This is a genomic window from Mesorhizobium sp. P2_D6, from assembly GCF_056404315.1.
This window is the reverse complement of the sequence record NZ_JBFUEG010000019.1, coordinates 83,377-101,186: the sequence shown is the minus strand read 5'-3', so window position 1 is coordinate 101,186 and position 17,810 is coordinate 83,377. Positions and strand designations below refer to the sequence as shown.

Genomic DNA, 17,810 nt, shown 5'->3' with positions numbered 1-17,810 from the left:
TCGCCCGGCAACGCTTTGCCGTCGAGACAACCTTCGCCACCTTGAAGAACCGCATGCGACTTTGCGCCATCCGCTATCGCGGCCTGGCCAAGGCGGCAGGACAGGTCCTCATCGCGGCCATGGCCTTCAACATGCGCCGCTGGGTAACGCTGGCCACCTGAGCCTGGGTCGCACTGCGCCCGAAACCCACCGAATACGCCAACTCCTACCCTATCCGGCCGCAAACCCGCGCCGGAAAGCACCTCGATGTGCCCCTGCCGTCTCTCCAGGCATCCAAAGCCCAATAACGCAACAGGCCCTCAAGGGGAGAAGGGAAGAACGCTACCCATTCACCACCCGACTATCCGCCGGCGCCTCATCCCGCTCCGTCAGCCCGTAGTCCCGCACCACATGCGCGATCCGCAGACGATAGCCGGCAAAGATTCCACCGCGGCCAGCCTTTTGCGCCTGCCGATGCTCTTCGGTGTTGCGCCAGGCTTTCACCGCTTCCTCGTCGCGCCAGAACGACAGCGACAGGACGCGACTCGGGTCGACCAGGCTCTGAAAGCGCTCGATCGAGATGAAGCCGTCTATGTCGTCGAGCAGCGGCCTGAGTTCCGCGGCGATGCCTAGATAGGCATCGCGCTTTCCCTCAGCCGGCTGCACCTCGAAGATGACTGCGATCATGCTTCCTCCTTGACCGCGGTCTGGAACAGCTGCCGCGGTCCATGCGGTCCGGACACCAGCTTCAGGAAGATGCGGTCTTCTTTCAAGATGAACTTTTCGCGGCGGGCGAATTCGTAATTGGCCTTGCCGGCGGGATCGGCGGCGAGCCGGGCGCGGTAGGCTTCATAGGCCGCCAGGCTGTCGATGTTGTAGGCGGCGTAGGCGGTGGTGGCCGAGCCCTCGTGCGGGGCGTAGTAGCCGATCAAATCGGCGCCGCAGCGCGGGATCGCCTGGCCCCAGGCCTGGGCATATTGCTCGAACGCCGCCTTGCCGAACGGGTCGATCTCGTAGCGGATGAAGCAGGTGATGGTCATCGTGATCTCCTTGGGTTTTCTGCGTCGATAGTTCGAGCGGCGTCGAAACGTCGTGCCGCCGGGCCTGCTAAGCAAAATGCCGGCGGTCAGGCCTGCCAGAAGGATTTCGCGCATTCGCGGCGCACATCCCTACGGGTCAGGCCAAGATCGCGCAGCATATGGTCGTCGATCTCGGCGAGGTCGAGCCGCTGCAGGTGGCGGTCATACCAGCGGGCGAGCAGATGCCGGTGCAGCCAGGTGACGAACGGGAATGTCTGGCGGCTGGCGATTGGGGCGGAAGCGATTGGCATCGGCGTTCTCCTTGATCTCAGCCGACATTAGTGATTATCTCGCAAGAATGCTTCGATGGAGACCTAACTATGCGTGAAGGACCCGACATTGCCCGCATCGCCAGCCTGGTCGGCGATCCGGCGCGGGCAAACATGCTGAATGCGCTGATGGGCGGCACGGCTTTGACGGCAAGCGAACTGGCGCTGGAAGCCGGCGTGTCTCTGCCGACGGCGTCCTCGCATCTGTCCAAACTGATGGAGGGCGGACTGCTGACCTTGGCCAGCCAGGGCCGGCATCGCTACTACGGCCTCGCCGGGCCACAGGTGGCGGGGATGATCGAGGCGATCACCGGCGTGGCGGAAGCCGTTGGCCCCAAGCGCGTGCGGCCGGGACCGCGCGACGGTGCGATGCGCGTCGCCCGCGTCTGCTACGACCACCTCGCCGGCGAGCAGGCGGTGGCGATGCTGGACCGGCTCGTGGCGCGCGACATTCTTTTGCGCGACGAGCAGGAGATCAGGCTCGGGCCGTCAGCGGCCTCGCATTTTTCGGCCATCGGCATCGATGTCGACGCCAAGCCGCGTCGGCCGGTCTGCCGCGCCTGCCTCGACTGGAGCGTGCGCCGCTCCCACCTCGCCGGCACGCTGGGCGCGGCGATCCTCGACAAGATCCTGGCGGAGAAGTGGGCAAGGCGGGAGAAGGATAGTCGCGCCGTGGTGTTTTCACCGCCGGGGAAACAGGCGTTTGAGCGGGTGTTTTTGGGTTGAGGTAGACGTCGGCGGGACAGCACCCCCCTCTGGCCTGCCGGCCATCTCCCCCGCAAGGAGGGAGATCAAGCGCACCTTGGATTTCGCCAATCTCCAACCTCGCAAGAAGAGCGACGCTTTGAAGCTGCCAATCTCCCCCCTTGCGGGGGAGATGTCCGGCAGGACAGAGGGAGTGTGACGGATCGCTGCGTCGGCCTTTTCACCCCCGCTTCAGCACCTTCGCCTGCTTGAAGAAATCCACCCAAGGATCAGCTTTCTCCAACTCCTTCAATGTCGTCTTGTCGCCGATCGGGAAGGAATTCGGCGCCAGCCCCGCTTCCACCTCCGCCCAGGTCACCGGGATCGACACCGTCGCCCCCTTCTTGGCGCGTGAGGAGTAGGGCGCGACCGTCGTCGAACCCCTGCCGTTGCGTAGATAGTCGACGAAGATTTTTCCGGTGCGCGCCTTTTTCGATAGCGTTGCCGTGTAGCGATCAGGCGCGGCCTGCTCCAGCGCCTTGGCGAAATCATGGGAGAAGGTTTTGACCGCCTCCCAGTCCGCCGAGGGTTTTAGCGGCACCAGCACATGGTAGCCCTTGCCGCCCGATGGCTTGACGAAATTGGGCAGCGACAGATCGTCGAGCTTGCCTCGGATGTCGAGCGCGGCCTCGCGCACCGCCTTGACGTCGACGCCCTCGTCGGGATCGAGATCGAAGATGATCTGGTCCGGCTTTTCCAGCTCGTCGGTCGTGCAGCCCCAGATGTGGACCTCGACCACGCCATACTGGACCAGAGCGGCAAGGCCGTCGAAATCGCGGATGAACAGGATCTCCTCACCGTCGGTCGGGTCTTTCATCCGGGCGATCTTGTCGCTCATGCCGGCCGAGGCGTGTTTCTGGAAAAAGCGCGGGCCGCCAATGCCGTCCGGCGCCCGCACCAGGCTGAGCGGCCGGTTGACGACGAACTGCTGCATGCGCGGCCAGACCAGCGCGTAGTGCTCAAGCAAGGCTTGCTTGGATATTTTTTCGTCGGGCCACAGCAGTTTTTCGGGATGGGATAGTTTTACGCTGGTGGTCATTGCCCCAGCTTTGGTCCCGGCAACCTTGCCGGCGCTGCTTGCCGCGGGCTTTGCCTTGCCGTCGGCCTTCGATGGCTTTTCCTGCACGACTTCCTCCGCCGGCTTGTCCTCGCGCAGTCCCTGGAACGACGCGTGGCGTATTATACGGTCCGAGGTCCAGCTGCGGAACTCCACTTCGCCGACAAGTTCTGGCTTGACCCAGACCAGGCCTTTGCCGTTCGGCACGGCGGCGGCGAAGGGCGAGGATTTTGCCTTCAGCGCATCGAGCTTTTTCTTCAGATCGGTGGCGCCCTTGGCCGAAAAGCCGGTGCCGACGCGGCCGGCATAATTGAGCTTGCCGCCTTCGAAATAGCCGACCAGCAGCGAGCGCAATCCGCGCCCGGTCTTCTCCGATGGCAGGTAGCCGCCGATGACGAATTCCTGGCGCGCCGTGCATTTCGACTTCACCCAGCTCGGGCCGCGGCCGCTGCGGTAGGGTGCGTCGGCGCGTTTGGAGACGATGCCTTCGAGCCCCATGCGGCAGGCGTGCTGGAGCATGATCTTGCCGGGTTCGGCGAAATGATCGCTGAAGCGGACGGCGGCATTTTCGGCGAGCTCGCCGAGCAGCTCCTGCAAGGCCTGCTTGCGCTCGACCAGCGGCTCGCGGCGCAAATCCTTGCCATCGAGCCGCATCAGGTCGAAGACGTAGTAGGTGAAGCGGTTGGTGCGATTGGCCGAGAGATCCTGCTGCAGCAGCGAGAAGGAAGACACGCCGCTGTCGGCCAGCACCACGATCTCGCCATCGATGATGGCGTCGCTGCATTTCAGCTGGGCCAGTTCGGCAACGATGTCGGGGCCGAATTTCTCCGTCCAGTCGAGGCCGGTGCGGGTCAGCAGCCGCACCTCGGTGCCGGCGATCTGCGCCTGCATGCGATAGCCGTCGAATTTGACTTCGTGCAGCCAATCCTTCCCCGGCGGCGCCTCGCGCTCCAGTGTTGCCAGCTGCGGTTCGACAAAATCGAGACGCTTGCCCGCCTTCGCCTTGCTGGCGGCGGCAGGCTTGTTGGAATGCCAGACTTTCGGCTTCTTGCCGTCGGCGGTCTTGCCTTCCGCGACCTGCTCGATGGTCAGGCCCGACTTCACCGATTTCGGCGCGTCCTTCAGAATGTCCTCGCCGGGGCGGGCGGCGGCATCGTTGGATTTGATCAGCAGCCAGTTGTCACGCTTTTCGCCCGCGCGGGGTTTCAGCCTGACCAGATGCCACAGGCCGTTCAGCTTCTTGCCTTTGAGTTCGAACGAGATGTGGCCCTTCTTCATTGCCTTGGCGGGGTCGATCTCGGGCGTCCATGTGCCTTCGTCCCAGACGATGACCGTGCCGCCGCCATATTCGCCCTTGGGAATGGTGCCCTCGAAGGAGGCATAGTCGAGCGGGTGGTCCTCGACATGCACGGCCAGCCGCTTTTCGTGCGGATCGAGGCTCGGGCCGCGCGTCACCGCCCAGCTCCACAAGACGCCGTCATGCTCGAGGCGGAAATCGTAATGTAGCCTGGTCGCATCGTGCTTCTGGATAACGAAGATGCCGCCGGGCTGCTTGCCGCGCGTAACCTTGCCGGCAGGCTCGGCGGTCTTCTTGAAATCGCGCTTGGATTGATATTGTTCGAGGCTGGCCATGGTGCTCACCCCGATTTGCGTTTGGGCGCGGCGGCTTTCGCCTTGCCGCTTTTGGCCGCCGGCCTCGCCTTCTTGGCCGAGCCCTTCGCCGCGCCGCCATCCGACAGGCTCTTCTTCAGCGCGTCGAACAGATTGACCACATTGGACGGCTTGGGCGCGGCCTGTGGCTTCGGCGCCTTCTTGCCGGCCTTCTTGGCGCGGATCAGTTCGAGCAGCGCATCCTCATACTTGTCCTCGAATTTCGACGGATCGAACTTCGCCTTCTTCTTGTCGATGATGAGTTCGGCGAGATCCGTCATCTCCTGGTCGGTCTTCACCGCCTCGATGTCGCCGAAGACGCTGTCGGGCTGCCGCACCGTGTTGTCGTAGCGCAAGGTGGTCAGCACCATGCCCTTGCCGAGCGGCTCGATAACGACGGGACGTTCCCGCTGATAGAGCACGATGCGCGCCAGCCCGGCCATCTTCTTGCCGGCCATGGCGTCGCGGATGACGGCAAAGGCTTCCTCCGACACCTTGTCGGCCGGCGCGACATAGTAGGGCGTGTCGAGGTAGATCTGCTGGATCGAGGCTTTGTCGACGAAACCGTCCAGCGCCATGGTGTGCGACGACTCGATCTGCACCGCGGCGATCTCGTCTTCCTCGATATGGACGAAGTCGCCGTCGTCAAGTTCATAGCCCTTGATCTCGTTGCCTTCCTCCAGCGGCTTGCCGGTTTCGGCATCCACATAGATGCGCTTGACCGTGTTGCCGGTCTTGCGGTTCAGCACCCTAAACGAGACTTTTTCGGTGTGGGTGACGACGTTGGTCAGTTCGACGGCGCAGGTGACCAGCGACAGTTTCAGATAGCCCTTCCAGGCGGGGCGGGGTGCCATGGCAAAACTCCTGCGCGATGCGGTTCAACCGAGAACGGGTAAAGCCGATTCCGGTTCCGATTGCTGCCTGGCGGCTTTGCAGCCGTGCGCACGGAAATTTCGCGGAGCTCGCCGAAATTGAAACAGAACCGCGCCCAAGCGACATCGAGACGAAACATATGTGATGCAAAAGTCACAATGCCCGAAATGGCGACGAACCACACTGAAAGACCCCGAAACAGCCGCATTCCGGCCACGAAGCGACGGGTTTTCGACCGAAGATTAACATCGTGTTCACCGACTATTCACGCCTCGACGCTATGATCCCCGCAATCGGACGGGACATCCGAAAATCGGGACAGGGACTAAGTAAAATGAAATTCTGGGGCCACATCGCCGGCTATGCCGCCGCCATCCGCGAATTCATCGCGCCGACCTATCGGCCGGAGCGCTATTACATGCGCGGACCGGGCCCGGCCTGCGCCCGTCGCGGCAGCTCGCTCGGCGCGCACTGATCATGACGTTCGAAAGCCGTCACGACAGCCGGATCTGCAGACCGGCCGCCGACCACCGCGCAACCACCTATCGCGCCGAGCGCCCCGCTCTGGCCGCGAGAAGCCGTGCGACAACGCCGCGGCTTTGATCCCGTAGCCGGCAGGCTTAGTGTCGCCTGACACAAGCTGCCGGATGTCCCGTGACTTCTTCTCCTGAACCCTTCGATGCCCGCCAGCAGTTGATCGTTTTCGATGGCGTCTGCGTGCTGTGCTCGGGCTTCGTGCGCACGGTGGTCAGGCTCGACCGCAAAAACCGCTTCCGCTTCGCCACCGCGCAGTCGCCCTTCGGCGAGGCACTGTTCCACAAGCATGGACTGCGCACCGACAGCTATGAGACCAATCTGGTCCTCATCAATGGCGCTCCTTTCATACGGCTGGACAGTTTTGTTGCCGTGATGGCCGAACTCGGCTGGCCGTGGCGGGCGGCGAAAGCCCTGCTGGTGTTGCCGCGCCCCTTGCGCGACTGGCTCTACGAACGCATCGCCAAAAACCGCTACGCCATCTTCGGCCGCAAGGACAGTTGCGAGATCCCGTCCGCCACGATGCGTGCGCGGATGATCGGCTAATGCATGTCGCCCAAAAGTGACCTCGCACTCGCTCGCCGCGGCTGACCGTGCGCTATCGCGGCTGGCTCAAGCCGAAGGCCTGATCCGACCTCAGTCCGGCAGTGCCGCGACGGCGACGATCTCGATGACGATGTCGGCCTGGGCAAGCGCTGCGACGCCGATCACCTCCGAAGGCGGCGGATTGTTGTAGCTGCAGTGCTTCGGACAATGCTCTGCGAAGAACGCGTCCAGCACGTCGAGGCGAAAATTGGGAGAGCTGAGAACGCCGCCGTCGGGAAAGGGACCTCTGACGAAGAAGGTCAGCCTGATGAGAGGGTCGAGGCCGCTGCCCAGTTCCTCCAGATCCGATTTGATGTTGCCGAGAACTTCACGCCACTGCGCCGCCGCATCGCCGGCGAAGCCGCCGCCTTTCTTGCCGGCTGGATCATAGTCGGCCGATGTCGCGGTGTTGCCGCAGAGATAGACGGTTCCTCTCGCTCCACTGACGACTGTGCCCTTTGCCCATGGCATCAACCGGCCGTTCTTGAATTTCTTGTGGGTCACGAGTTCCATTCTCTCCTCCCATGCCTCGCGTGACGTGCCCGCCACGACACAGGATAGTGCTGCGCGCGACCGCTGCCAGTCCGGTGCTGCCATCGTCCAGCCAGGAAAGATCTGGTCCTTGCGAAATCTCCTTGTGAAGATGAAAGTTTTTCTGAAGCCTGTCGAAATCGGGCATGGCCACACGACATACGTCCGGCACGCAACGACGCGGCCTTCGAAAAACAGGAGAAGACCATGCGATACATGCTTTTGATATACGCGAACGAAGCCGCGATGGCGGCCGCGCCGAGCGACAAGACCTACGAGATCAGCGCCGCCTACGGCGCCTACACCGAAGCGTTGAAGAAATCCGGAGCGTGGCTCGCCGGCGACCGACTGAAGCCGACCCAGCTTGCCACCGCGGTGCGGACGGCCAACGGCAAGACCAATGTGCTCGACGGCCCCTACGCCGACACCAAGGAGCAGCTTGCCGGTTTCTACATGATCGAGGCCGAGGACGCCGACGCGGCGATCGCATGGGCAGCGCGCTGTCCAGGCGCCAGCGCCGGCACTATCGAGGTGCGGCCGATCTGGGAAATGACCGAGTACGCCTCTCAGAAATGACCCAGTGATGGACAGTCGACCGGAGATCGCGCGCGCGGCGGCCGAGGCGGCCGCCCGGCAAAGCTACGGCAAGCTCGTCGCCTGGCTCGCGGCGCGCACGCGCGATGTCGCCGGCGCCGAGGACGCGCTGGCGGATGCCTTTGCCGCAGCACTTGAGCGCTGGCCGAAAACCGGCGTGCCCGAAAAGCCGGAGGCCTGGCTGCTGGCCGTGGCGCGCCGCCGTGGTGTCGATGCGGTGCGCCGTCGGCTGACCAGCGAGGCGAGCCGCGACCATCTCAAGCTGATGGCCGAGGAGATGGAGGCAAGCATGCAAGACGAAGACCTGCCCGACGAGCGTCTCAGGCTGATGTTTGCCTGTGCGCATCCGGCGATCGAGGCCGGCGTGCGGGCGCCGCTGATCCTGCAGACGGTTCTGGGTTTCGACGCGGCGACCATCGCCTCGGCCTTCCTGGTCTCGCCGGCGACGATGGGCCAGCGCCTGGTGCGCGCCAAGAGCCGGATCCGCGAGATCGGCATTCCGTTCCGCGTACCGGAGCGGGCCGAACTCGGCGAGCGGCTGGATACGGTGCTGGAGGCGATCTACGCCGCTTTCGCCGAAGGCTGGACCGACCCGGCCGGCACTGAAACGCAACGCCGCAACCTGGCGACCGAAGGCATCTGGCTCGGGCGGCTGGTGGCGTCGCTGATGCCCGACGAGCCGGAAGCGCTCGGTCTGCTGGCGCTGATGCTGTTTGCCGAGGCGCGCCGCCCGGCGCGGCGCGATGAAGCCGGCGACTATGTTCCGCTTGCCGACCAGCATTGCCTTCTGTGGGATCACGCGCTGATCGACGAGGCCGAAGCGCTGCTCGGCCACGCTGCGACCATGGGCGTGATCGGCCGCTACCAGCTCGAAGCGGCCGTGCAGTCGGTGCACGCGACGCGGCGGCGAACCGGCCAGACCGACTGGGCGGCGATCCGAAATTTTTACGATGCGCTGTCGGAGATTGCCGGGTCGCCGGTGGTGGCGATTAACCGCGCCGTGGCGATCGCCGAGGTCGACGGGGCGGCGGCGGGACTTGCGGCGCTTTACGTGCTCGGCGACGACAAGCGGCTTAACGACTATCAACCCTACTGGGCTGCCCGCGCCGGCCTGCTGGCCAGGCTCGGCAATGCAGCGCAAGCGGTCGAAGCCTATGACCGGGCGATCGGCCTCGAGCGCGACCCGGCCGTGCGCCGCTTCCTGCAGGCGAAACGGGCGATCCTGCGAAATTGAGCGCCGCTCAACCCGGCCACATCTCATGCGATGCGTTGAGCCGTTTCATCAGCGGATGCGCGCGCAATGCCGACCACAGGCGTTCGATGTTCGGCCAGTCCGCCCGCGCCTTGTCGACATCAGGGTGCCAGGCCACCAGCATGACGAGATAGATGTCGGCCAGCGACATCGCGTTGCCGACCAGCCAATCTCGCCCCTCAAGTGCTGCATCGACAATGGCGAAGCCGCGGTCCATCTCGGCAATGGCTGCCTGCTTGACGGCTTTCTTGCCGTCGGCATCGGTGGTGTAGCGATGGGCATAATAGAGGCGAAGGATGGCCGGGTAGAGCACCGACGACATGAACGCCATCCAGCGCAGGAAGTCGGCGCGATCCGGCGATCCGGCGGCCGGCGCCAGACCCGCCTGCGGGTGGCGCTCGGCAAGCAGGATACAGATCGCCGCCGATTCGGTTATCGACTGACCGTTGGGCAACGTCAGGACCGGAACCTGGTTCAACGGGCTGATGTCGAGGAAAGCCGGGTCCGGCGGGTCTTTCTTCGGCACATCGATCTGGTCGAATTGCACGTTTGCCAGCGCCAACGCCGCCTCGACGACGAAGCCGCCACTGCCTGGGCGTGTGTAGAGTCTGTACATTCAAATCCTCCCCAACCTGCACGAAGCAGGCCGGGCGATTTGACTCGGAAGCCGCCTTCCGCTCAAGCCGGCGGCTGAAGCCACCAGCGGTTTTCCAGCGGTCCAGCGAAGACGTAAGGACTAAGCCCCCAGCCCGTCGAACAGGATGGTCGACAGATAGCGCTCGGCGAAGGACGGGATGATCACCACCAGGTTCTTGCCCTTGTTCTCCGGCCGTGAGCCGACGACGATCGCCGCCTGCAGGGCGGCGCCCGACGAGATGCCGACCGGCACACCTTCGAGGCGGGCGACGAGGCGGGCGTTGGCGACCGAATCCTCGTTTGAAACCTTGACGATCTCGTCATAGATCGTGGTGTCGAGGATCTTTGGCGCGAAGCCGGCGCCGATGCCCTGGATTTTGTGCGGGCCGGGCTGGCCGCCCGACAGCACCGGCGATGCCTCAGGCTCGACGGCGACGACATGCACCGAAGGCTTGCGCTGCTTCAGCACCTGGCCGACGCCGGTGATGGTGCCGCCGGTGCCGATGCCGGCGACGAAGATGTCGACACCGCCATCGGTGTCGTTCCAGATCTCCTCGGCCGTGGTGCGACGGTGGATCTCCGGATTGGCCGGGTTTTCGAACTGCTGCGGAATGACCGCATCGGGCAGGGTCGCCGCCAGCTCGTCGGCCTTGGCAATGGCACCCTTCATGCCCTTGGGACCTTCGGTCAGCACCAACTCGGCGCCGAGCAGCGCCAGCATCTTGCGGCGCTCCACCGACATGGTTTCAGGCATGGTCAGAATCAGCTTGTAGCCCTTGGCGGCTGCGGCGAAGGCGAGCGCAATGCCGGTATTGCCGGAGGTCGGCTCGATCAGCGTGGTCTTGCCGGGCCTGATGCGGCCCGACGCTTCCAGCGCCTCTATCATCGAAACGCCGATGCGATCCTTGACCGAGGCGATCGGGTTGAAGAATTCGAGCTTGGCCAGAAGGTTGGCAACGACGCCTTTCTCCTTGGCGAATTTGTCGAGCCGCACCAACGGCGTGTCGCCGATCGTCTCGGTGATCGAATTGTAGACGCGGCCGCGGCCGGGCACGCGCGGCGAAGAGACGGGCTTGTTCATTGGTTTCGCTCCCAAGTCAAATCAGGCAATTGGTCAGGCAATTGGCATCGGCGGACAGAATAGGGCTTTCGACCGCGCAAGATAGGCTGCCGGCCGAAAATATCGAGTGGGGCGCTTGCTGAAAAGGCTGACCTCCCGGAAACGCATTTCCCGGATGGCCCGATTGGCGGAATGGATTGGCCGAAACCGGTCTACTGACGCGCAGCAATGGCTGCGGCTGCGCCAACCATGAAGCCGGCTGCGGTGCGGTTCAGCGCCTTCAGCGCGCGCGGCGATTTCAGGAACCAGCGCGCCTTGGCGGCCAGCGCCAGATAAGGCACCAGCACCACGAAGAGCACGATGACTGTGAGCGCTACCAGGATGCCGTAGTCGGCGAGCGTGATGGTCTTCAGGTCGACGATGGTCGGCGTGATTGCGAGATAGAAGATCATCGTCTTCGGGTTGCCGAGCGTCACGGTGAGGCCGGCAAGGAAACTCGACACCAGGCCGCCCTTGCCTTTCCTGGCTTCGACAGTCTCGGGGGTGATGCCTGCGGTCCAGAACCGCCAGCCGAGGAAGGCGAGATAGGCGACGCCCAGCCATTTGATGGCGAGGAAAACCATGCCGAAGGTCTGCGCGACGAAGGCAAGGCCGAGCACCACGGCGGTGAGATAGGTGAGGTCGCCAAGCATCAGGCCGAACGACATGGCCAGCGACGAGCGGAAGCCGGAGCCGAGCGCCCGCGCCACAAGCGCGGTGACGCCGGGGCCGGGAATGGCGGCGGCGATGCCGAGTGCGGCGCTATAAGCGAGAAAGCCGGTGAGGGTCATGACAGTTTGCACCCCGTGAACGGCCCCTGATGGCATGAAAGCCGCCAGGGGTAAAACGGATTCGATTGCGCCAGCGGCTCGAACGGTCGCCCGGGCACCGCCGAAAAGAGAGATGGTTCACTTACGCGCCGGGGAAGAGCGGCTATCCCCCATCCGCCCCATCGCACGTTGCAATCCCTAATTAGCTGCGCGCCCGCGCAGTTACACCGGCCGGAGCCGCCCATGCTAGCGAAACGACTTCACATCCAGCTTATGCAATGGATGCCCAACAATTATTCCGAGGCGCGCGGTCACGAGCTGGAATGGTATCTGTGGTTCGAGGGGCGGCAGGCTTTCAGCCTGTTCGACAAAGGCGCCAGCGATGTCGTCCCGGCGCCCGGGTATTTCACCGACAGCCGGAACCCCGGCGCTCACCCCGTTCATCCGATGATCTATCCGCTGGTCGTCAACAACCGTTTCGAGGTGCGGCTGGTCGCGTTAGAGCGCGACTCCCCGGACCCCGGCGACAATGCCAAGGCCGGATTCTACATCGACCTCGACACCAAATATCCGCCGGTTTCCGACTGGCGCATCGTTGCTTCCGATCCGCGCAACAGCGACCTCAACGTGGAAGCGTCGTTCCAGCTGCAATGGCTGGACTATGTCGACACCAATGAGATTCCCGACACCGGCGTGCGGCGCATCGTCGACAAGTCCAATTATCCCTACCCCTGGGGCGCCAATGTGATGGTGTTCGAGCACTGGCTCGGGCTTGGCCGCAAGGCAGCGCTCAAGCTTGACGACCAGAACCGCGCATCGCGGCGCGAATACTGGATGATCAACGGCAATGCGGCCCGGCGCATGGTGCAGGACGTCTATCGCTTCAACGTCAACCAGCTGGGCGTCGCCAACGACACGATCAGCACTGTTTACGTGCCGAAGCTCAATGACGGTCACGTTACGGTGACGCTCTACGAACACGATTTCAGCGACAGCCGCTTCGCGCAAGGGGCGAAGAAGTCCTTCGGCTCGGTCGGCCTCTTCAATCTCAGGGATACCGGTTTCGACGACCGCGTCTCATCGGCCGAGGTGATCCATACCTATCCCAAGGCGATACATCGGGACGTGCACTGGGGCAGCTCTTGGCCAAACCAATGGGCTCAGGAAGGGCCGTCGACATGAGTGATGCGCCAGATGGTGCCGTTGGCATCCTCGGTGAGGATGAGCGCGCCGTCTTTGGCCACCGCGACGCCGACAGGCCGGCCCCAGACGGAGTCATTGGAAATGACGAAGCCGGTGATGAAATCCTCATACTCGCCGGTCGGCTTGCCATCCTTGAACTTCAGTCGCACCACCTTGTAGCCCGTGCGTACGCCGCGGTTCCAGGACCCGTGCAGGGCAACGAAAGCATCGCCCCTGTACTCGGCCGGAAAATTGCCGCCGTCATAGAAGACGATGTTGAGCGGCGCCGAATGTGCCTGCATCAGCACGTCGGGGATGGTTGCCTTGCCGGCAAGGTCGGGGCGCTCACCCTTGCGGCGTGGATCCTCATTGTTGCCGATGTAGTACCAGGGCCAGCCGTAGAATGCGCCGTCCTTGACGGAGGTGGCGTATTCGAACGGCACATTGTCGCCCAGCCCGTCGCGCTCGTTGACGACACACCAGAGTGCACCGGTGGCCGGCTGCACGGTCATACCCGAACAATTGCGCAGGCCGGTGGCGACGATGCGGCCATTCTTGCCGTCAGCGTCGAAGGCCAGCACGTCGGCACGGCCGCCCTCCCGGCCCCAGGCGGCACCCAGCGGCATCGATTTGGCCCAGGCGTCGAGGCCGCCACGCGGTTCCTTCCCCGTGCCCTCGGCGACATTCGATCTGGACCCGACCGAGACATAGAGCGTCTTGCCGTCAGCCGAGAAGGCGATGTCGCGGGTCCAGTGGCCGCCCGACGGGATGTCGGGGACGATTGTCTCCGCTTCGCCTGAGGCTTTCAGGTCGCCGTCGCGATAGGCAAAGCGCACCACGCTGTCGGTGTTGGCGATATAGACCCATTGCGGCTTGTCGCCCGGCGGGTAGAAGGCGATGCCGTAGGGCTGGTTGAGATCGCCGGCGAAAATGCCGTCCTCGGTCGGCTTCGCGCTGTCCTTGGCCAGCCGATAGACGCGGATCTGGTTGGCGTGGCTGTCGGCAACGAACAAATCGCCATTCGGCGCCACGCGCACGACGCGCGGATTGGCGATGCCGGAGGCGATCAATTCGGCCGAGAAGCCGGGCGGCAGGACGGGCTTGGCGCCTTCGGGCCGATCGCCGAGGCCGGCGCCGTTGGAGGCGGATTCAGTAAGATAGGGCTTTTGCAGATCATCCGGCTTGATCAGCCGGCGCACGCCCGGTTTGTCCGCCTTCCAACCGCCGAAAGCGTCCTTGCCGGTCAGCAGCGGTTGATCGGCTTGCTGAGCGACGGCACTGGTGGCCACAAGCAGGGCAAGGCTCGCGAAGCCGGCAATCCGGATCACGCTGTCCTCCTCGAATTCACGCCAGTTGGGGCGTCATGCAAAGAAGAGATATCGTGCGAGCGCCACAAAAGAGAAGCGTGCGCGCAGATTCAAGCGAAACCCGTCAGCTGTCTTCTTCCTCGACATCGAGATCGTCGTCGAGCCGCTTTTCCAGCGCGACGAGATCGTCCGGCAGCGGCAGGCCCATGGCGCGCATTTCGCGGAGTTTTTCGCGCAGTTGCTCCTGGATTTCGTGCTCGTCCTCGGGCTGGTTGACCATTTCCTCGAGCAGCAGACTGATCTGGGCCTTGAACGATTCAAGCGCCATTCTGCGCCCTCCTTTGCGGTGATGCCGGCTTCGGACTTATCTCAACATCCGGGTAATCAATTGGGCAGTGTAGTCGACCATGGGCACGATGCGGGCATAATTCAGCCTGGTAGGGCCGATGACGCCGAGCGCGCCGACGACCCGGGCATCCTTGTCGCGGTAGGGCGCCACCACCAGCGACGAGCCGGAGAGCGAAAACAGCTTGTTTTCCGAGCCGATGAAGATGCGCACGCCGGGGCCGTCCTCGGCGAGGTCGAGCAGCTGGATCAGCCCGTCCTGCGTTTCCAGGTCCTCGAACAGGTGCCTGAGCAATTCGATGTCGGCCTGGGCGGTGACATTTTCGAGCAGATTGGCGCGGCCGCGCACGATGAGACGCGCCGGCAGGCCGCTGTCGGCGCCCGCCCACACCGCCAGGCCTTTTTCGACGAGATCCTGCGACAGCGTGTCGAGGGCGGCCCTGGTCTCGTCCTTGATACGAGCGATCTCGATGCGCGCCTCAGCGAGCGTGCGGCCCCTGATATGGGCGTTTAGGAAGTTGGAGGCTTCGTGCAGTTGCGAGACGGTGATGCCGGCCGGCAGGTCGACGACACGGTTCTCGACATCGCCGTTCTGCGACACCATCACGGCCAGCGCCTTGGTCGGCTCAAGCTGGATGAACTCGATGTGCTTCAGCGCCACCTCGTTCTTGGTGGCCAGCACCAGGCCGGCGCCGCGCGACATGCCCGACAGCATCTGGCTGGCCTCGGTCAGCATGTGTTCCAGCGTCGCGCCCGAGCCGGAGGCGCGCACCTGCGCCTCGATGACGCGGCGTTCCTCGTCGGAAAGATCGCCGAGCTCCATGAAGGCATCGACAAAGAAACGCAGGCCCGTCTGTGTCGGCAGCCGCCCGGCCGAGATGTGCGGGGCATAGATCAGGCCGAGATGTTCGAGATCGCTCATCACATTGCGGATGGTGGCCGGCGACAGCGACGACGGCAGGATGCGCGACAGGCTGCGCGATCCCACAGGCTCACCATCCTTGAGGTAGGAATCAACGATGCGCCGGAAAATGTCGCGCGAGCGCATGTCGAGCGACTGCAGCGCGGGTGCCAGCAGACTGGGTTCGGTGACTGCCTTGGTCATTCGGGCCAAAAACCTCCGGCTAAAGGATATAGACTTCCTTCGCCCCTGCGCAACCCGCTGCCGCACTTGCGGTCAGCGGCGTCTGTTCCAGATCGCCCGCTGCCGCGTTTGCGGCCAGCGGCGTCGCTCTTGCGATCGCCCAATGCCGTATGCGGTCACGGCGCCGCGTTTGCGGCCATTTTCCTTTGCGCCATGGGCTGCATGCGTCTACAAGCCGCCCACGCAACCGCAAAAAGAACAGAAAGAGGCCTCGATGCGCCCCTCCAAACGCCAAGCCGACGAAATGCGCGCCATCTCCTTCGAGCGCGGCGTGTCCAAACACGCCGAAGGCTCGTGCCTAGTGAAATTCGGCGACACGCATGTTCTGTGCACGGCGAGCCTGGAGGAAAAGGTGCCGGGCTGGATGCGCAATTCCGGCAAGGGCTGGGTGACGGCTGAATACGGCATGCTGCCGCGCTCGACGGGCGAACGCATGCGCCGTGAAGCTTCTGCCGGCAAACAAGGCGGCCGCACGCTGGAGATCCAGCGGCTGATCGGCCGTTCGCTGCGCGCGGTCGTCGACCTGCAGGCGCTGGGCGAACAGCAGATCACCGTCGACTGCGATGTCATCCAGGCCGATGGCGGCACCCGCACGGCCTCGATCACCGGCGGCTGGGTAGCGCTCTACGATTGCCTGCGCTGGATGGAAGCACGGCAGATGGCCAGCATTGCCAAAGTGCTGAAAGACCATGTCGCGGCAATTTCCTGCGGCATCCATGACGGTCAGCCGGTCATCGATCTCGACTATATCGAGGATTCGTCGGCCGGTACCGACGCCAATTTCGTCATGACCGGCAAGGGCGGCATCGTCGAGATCCAGGGCACCGCCGAGGGCGAGCCTTTCTCCGAAGGGCAGTTCGCGGAGCTGATGGGTCTGGCCAAGAAGGGCATCCAAAGGTTGGTGAGTTTGCAGCAGATGGCTGTGGCCTGATTGAATTTACTGCGATGACGTCGGCGATCCTTCACACCCCCCTCTGGCCTGCCGGCCATCTCCCCCGCAAGGGGGGAGATCAGAGGTTGCTACCGTTTTCGCCAACCATCAACGTTGAGACGCCGCCAGCGGAACTGCCAATCTTCCCCCTTGCGGGGGAGATGCCCGGCAGGGCAGAGGGGGGTGCCTCGTGACTCCCTCTGCTGTTTTGGAATCCGCTCTCTACGTCACCGATCTCGCCGCCGCCGAAGCGTTCTACCGCGACATCCTCGGCCTCGACCTCCTCGGCAAAGTCGACGGCCGCCATCTCTTCTTCCGCTGCGGCGCCGGCGTTTTGCTGATCTTCAACGCCGAGGCGACCAAAATCCCGCCGGCGCCGGATGCGCGGCTGAAAGTGCCGCCGCACGGCACGGTCGGCGAGGGTCATCTGTGCTTTGCGGCAAGCGGGGATGAACTCGGGCGCTGGAAGGCGCAGCTTGAGGCGAAAGACATCGCCATTGAAAGCGAATTCGAATGGCCGCAAGGCGGGCGTTCGATCTACATACGCGACCCCTCGGGCAATTCGATCGAATTCGCCGAGCCACGGATCTGGGGCCTTTGATGCATTCTCTCGATGGAAAAAAGATCGTCGTCGCCAGCCACAATGCAGGCAAACTGCGCGAATTCGCCGATTTGATGGGTCCGTTCGGCTTCGAGGCGAAGTCGGCCAAGGACTACAGCTTGCCGGAGCCGGACGAGACCGGCACCACTTTCGAGGAAAACGCCTACATCAAGGCCTTTGCCGCGGCTGAAGCCACTGGCCTGCCGGCGCTGTCCGACGATTCGGGCCTCTGCGTCGACGCGCTTGACGGCGCACCCGGCGTCTACACCGCCAACTGGGCCGAAACTCCGGAAGGCACCCGCGATTTCGGCATGGCCATGCAGCGCACCGAAGTGGCCTTGCAGGAGGTCGGCGCCGCCCAGCCGGCGCTGCGCAAGGGCCGCTTCGTAGCCGTCATCTGCCTCGCCTTCCCAGATGGCGAAGCCGAATATTATCGAGGCGAGGCCGAGGGAACGCTGGTGTGGCCGCCGCGCGGCGAGCTCGGCTTCGGCTACGACCCGGTGTTCCTGCCTGACGGTTTCGACAAGACGTTCGGCGAGATGAGCGCCGAGGAGAAGCATGGCTGGAAGCCCGGCCAGCCAACGGCGCTGTCGCACCGCGCCCGCGCCTTCCAGAAATTCGCCCGCGCCAGACTTGGTTCGGCCTGAG

At 64.0% G+C, this 17,810-nt stretch carries 22 protein-coding genes; 10 read left to right on the top strand and 12 right to left on the bottom strand.

All coding sequences use genetic code 11. From position 1 onward, the window contains the following. The coding region (locus tag AC1D1L_RS28410) for a transposase (protein WP_477344565.1) at positions 1 to 161 on the top strand (161 nt) is incomplete at its 5' end. Between the two features lie 160 nt (positions 162 to 321). On the opposite strand, the gene AC1D1L_RS28405 is transcribed toward AC1D1L_RS28410, so the two are convergent. From AC1D1L_RS28405 to AC1D1L_RS28395, 3 genes are all read right to left on the bottom strand, one after another. Continuing rightward, positions 322 to 666: an antibiotic biosynthesis monooxygenase family protein gene (locus AC1D1L_RS28405; protein WP_477344558.1), complete on the bottom strand. Its 345-nt coding sequence runs from the start codon at positions 664 to 666 to the stop codon at positions 322 to 324. Beyond that, a complete protein-coding gene (locus tag AC1D1L_RS28400; RefSeq protein ID WP_477344557.1) occupies positions 663 to 1,019 on the bottom strand; it encodes an NIPSNAP family protein in 357 nt (118 codons plus the stop codon). The genes AC1D1L_RS28405 and AC1D1L_RS28400 overlap by 4 nt, the downstream gene beginning before the upstream one ends. A gap of 86 nt (positions 1,020 to 1,105) precedes the next feature. Next, positions 1,106 to 1,309: a DUF1127 domain-containing protein gene (locus tag AC1D1L_RS28395; protein WP_477344556.1), complete on the bottom strand. Its 204-nt coding sequence runs from the start codon at positions 1,307 to 1,309 to the stop codon at positions 1,106 to 1,108. Positions 1,310 to 1,378: 69 nt separating this feature from the next. Here AC1D1L_RS28395 and AC1D1L_RS28390 point away from each other — a divergent pair, with 69 nt between their 5' ends. After that, entirely contained in the window at positions 1,379 to 2,053 is a 675-nt protein-coding gene (locus AC1D1L_RS28390; RefSeq protein WP_112559099.1) for an ArsR/SmtB family transcription factor, read from the top strand. A gap of 199 nt (positions 2,054 to 2,252) precedes the next feature. Here AC1D1L_RS28390 and ligD read toward each other — a convergent pair whose 3' ends face one another. Next, complete coding sequence (gene ligD / locus AC1D1L_RS28385; RefSeq protein ID WP_477344555.1) at positions 2,253 to 4,760, bottom strand: DNA ligase D; 2,508 nt, start codon at positions 4,758 to 4,760, stop codon at positions 2,253 to 2,255. Between the two features lie 5 nt (positions 4,761 to 4,765). Further along, a complete protein-coding gene (ku, locus tag AC1D1L_RS28380) occupies positions 4,766 to 5,632 on the bottom strand; it encodes a non-homologous end joining protein Ku (RefSeq protein WP_477344554.1) in 867 nt (288 codons plus the stop codon). Between the two features lie 353 nt (positions 5,633 to 5,985). Here ku and AC1D1L_RS28375 point away from each other — a divergent pair, with 353 nt between their 5' ends. Both AC1D1L_RS28375 and AC1D1L_RS28370 read left to right on the top strand, forming a co-directional pair. Beyond that, positions 5,986 to 6,126: a hypothetical protein gene (locus AC1D1L_RS28375; protein ID WP_023672040.1), complete on the top strand. Its 141-nt coding sequence runs from the start codon at positions 5,986 to 5,988 to the stop codon at positions 6,124 to 6,126. A 179-nt stretch (positions 6,127 to 6,305) separates the two neighbouring features. Next, positions 6,306 to 6,731 carry a thiol-disulfide oxidoreductase DCC family protein gene (locus tag AC1D1L_RS28370; RefSeq protein WP_477344553.1) on the top strand — a complete coding sequence of 142 codons (426 nt, stop codon included), beginning with the start codon at positions 6,306 to 6,308 and terminating at the stop codon, positions 6,729 to 6,731. Positions 6,732 to 6,821: 90 nt separating this feature from the next. On the opposite strand, the gene AC1D1L_RS28365 is transcribed toward AC1D1L_RS28370, so the two are convergent. Then, entirely contained in the window at positions 6,822 to 7,283 is a 462-nt protein-coding gene (locus AC1D1L_RS28365) for a RidA family protein (RefSeq protein ID WP_477344552.1), read from the bottom strand. Positions 7,284 to 7,508: 225 nt separating this feature from the next. Between AC1D1L_RS28365 and AC1D1L_RS28360 the strand changes: the two genes are divergently transcribed. Both AC1D1L_RS28360 and AC1D1L_RS28355 read left to right on the top strand, forming a co-directional pair. Then, positions 7,509 to 7,877 (top strand): YciI family protein, encoded by a 369-nt coding sequence (locus AC1D1L_RS28360; protein ID WP_112559104.1) that lies wholly within the window; start codon positions 7,509 to 7,511, stop codon positions 7,875 to 7,877. Positions 7,878 to 7,884: 7 nt separating this feature from the next. Beyond that, a complete protein-coding gene (locus AC1D1L_RS28355) occupies positions 7,885 to 9,129 on the top strand; it encodes an RNA polymerase sigma factor (protein WP_477344551.1) in 1,245 nt (414 codons plus the stop codon). 7 nt (positions 9,130 to 9,136) lie between these two features. On the opposite strand, the gene AC1D1L_RS28350 is transcribed toward AC1D1L_RS28355, so the two are convergent. The 3 genes from AC1D1L_RS28350 to AC1D1L_RS28340 form a co-directional block, all read right to left on the bottom strand. Further along, positions 9,137 to 9,763, bottom strand: a complete 627-nt coding sequence (locus tag AC1D1L_RS28350) for a glutathione S-transferase family protein (RefSeq protein ID WP_477344550.1) — start codon at positions 9,761 to 9,763, stop codon at positions 9,137 to 9,139. A gap of 120 nt (positions 9,764 to 9,883) precedes the next feature. Then, a complete protein-coding gene (cysK, locus tag AC1D1L_RS28345) occupies positions 9,884 to 10,864 on the bottom strand; it encodes a cysteine synthase A (RefSeq protein ID WP_112559107.1) in 981 nt (326 codons plus the stop codon). Positions 10,865 to 11,055: 191 nt separating this feature from the next. After that, positions 11,056 to 11,673, bottom strand: a complete 618-nt coding sequence (locus AC1D1L_RS28340) for a LysE family translocator (RefSeq protein WP_477344548.1) — start codon at positions 11,671 to 11,673, stop codon at positions 11,056 to 11,058. A gap of 222 nt (positions 11,674 to 11,895) precedes the next feature. Here AC1D1L_RS28340 and AC1D1L_RS28335 point away from each other — a divergent pair, with 222 nt between their 5' ends. Then, positions 11,896 to 12,834: a hypothetical protein gene (locus tag AC1D1L_RS28335; protein WP_477344547.1), complete on the top strand. Its 939-nt coding sequence runs from the start codon at positions 11,896 to 11,898 to the stop codon at positions 12,832 to 12,834. Here the strand turns inward: AC1D1L_RS28335 and AC1D1L_RS28330 are convergent. The 3 genes from AC1D1L_RS28330 to hrcA form a co-directional block, all read right to left on the bottom strand. After that, a complete protein-coding gene (locus AC1D1L_RS28330) occupies positions 12,813 to 14,162 on the bottom strand; it encodes a PQQ-dependent sugar dehydrogenase (RefSeq protein ID WP_477344546.1) in 1,350 nt (449 codons plus the stop codon). The two genes, AC1D1L_RS28335 and AC1D1L_RS28330, sit on opposite strands and share 22 nt — an antisense overlap. Before the next feature lie 103 nt (positions 14,163 to 14,265). Then, positions 14,266 to 14,469 carry a hypothetical protein gene (locus AC1D1L_RS28325; RefSeq protein WP_192258685.1) on the bottom strand — a complete coding sequence of 68 codons (204 nt, stop codon included), beginning with the start codon at positions 14,467 to 14,469 and terminating at the stop codon, positions 14,266 to 14,268. A 36-nt stretch (positions 14,470 to 14,505) separates the two neighbouring features. Further along, the gene (gene hrcA / locus AC1D1L_RS28320) at positions 14,506 to 15,591 is read right to left on the bottom strand and encodes a heat-inducible transcriptional repressor HrcA (RefSeq protein ID WP_112559112.1); all 1,086 of its coding nucleotides are present in this window, start codon (positions 15,589 to 15,591) and stop codon (positions 14,506 to 14,508) included. Positions 15,592 to 15,844: 253 nt separating this feature from the next. On the opposite strand from hrcA, the gene rph reads away from it, so the two are divergent. The 3 genes from rph (at position 15,845) to rdgB (ending at position 17,809) form a co-directional block, all read left to right on the top strand. Beyond that, positions 15,845 to 16,561 carry a ribonuclease PH gene (rph, locus tag AC1D1L_RS28315; RefSeq protein WP_477344545.1) on the top strand — a complete coding sequence of 239 codons (717 nt, stop codon included), beginning with the start codon at positions 15,845 to 15,847 and terminating at the stop codon, positions 16,559 to 16,561. Positions 16,562 to 16,751: 190 nt separating this feature from the next. Continuing rightward, positions 16,752 to 17,162 (top strand): VOC family protein, encoded by a 411-nt coding sequence (locus AC1D1L_RS28310; protein ID WP_477344544.1) that lies wholly within the window; start codon positions 16,752 to 16,754, stop codon positions 17,160 to 17,162. Next, on the top strand, positions 17,162 to 17,809 hold the full coding sequence (gene rdgB / locus AC1D1L_RS28305; protein ID WP_477344543.1) for an RdgB/HAM1 family non-canonical purine NTP pyrophosphatase: 648 nt from the start codon (positions 17,162 to 17,164) through the stop codon (positions 17,807 to 17,809). The genes AC1D1L_RS28310 and rdgB overlap by 1 nt, the downstream gene beginning before the upstream one ends. The last annotated feature ends 1 nt before the right edge of the window (position 17,810 follow it).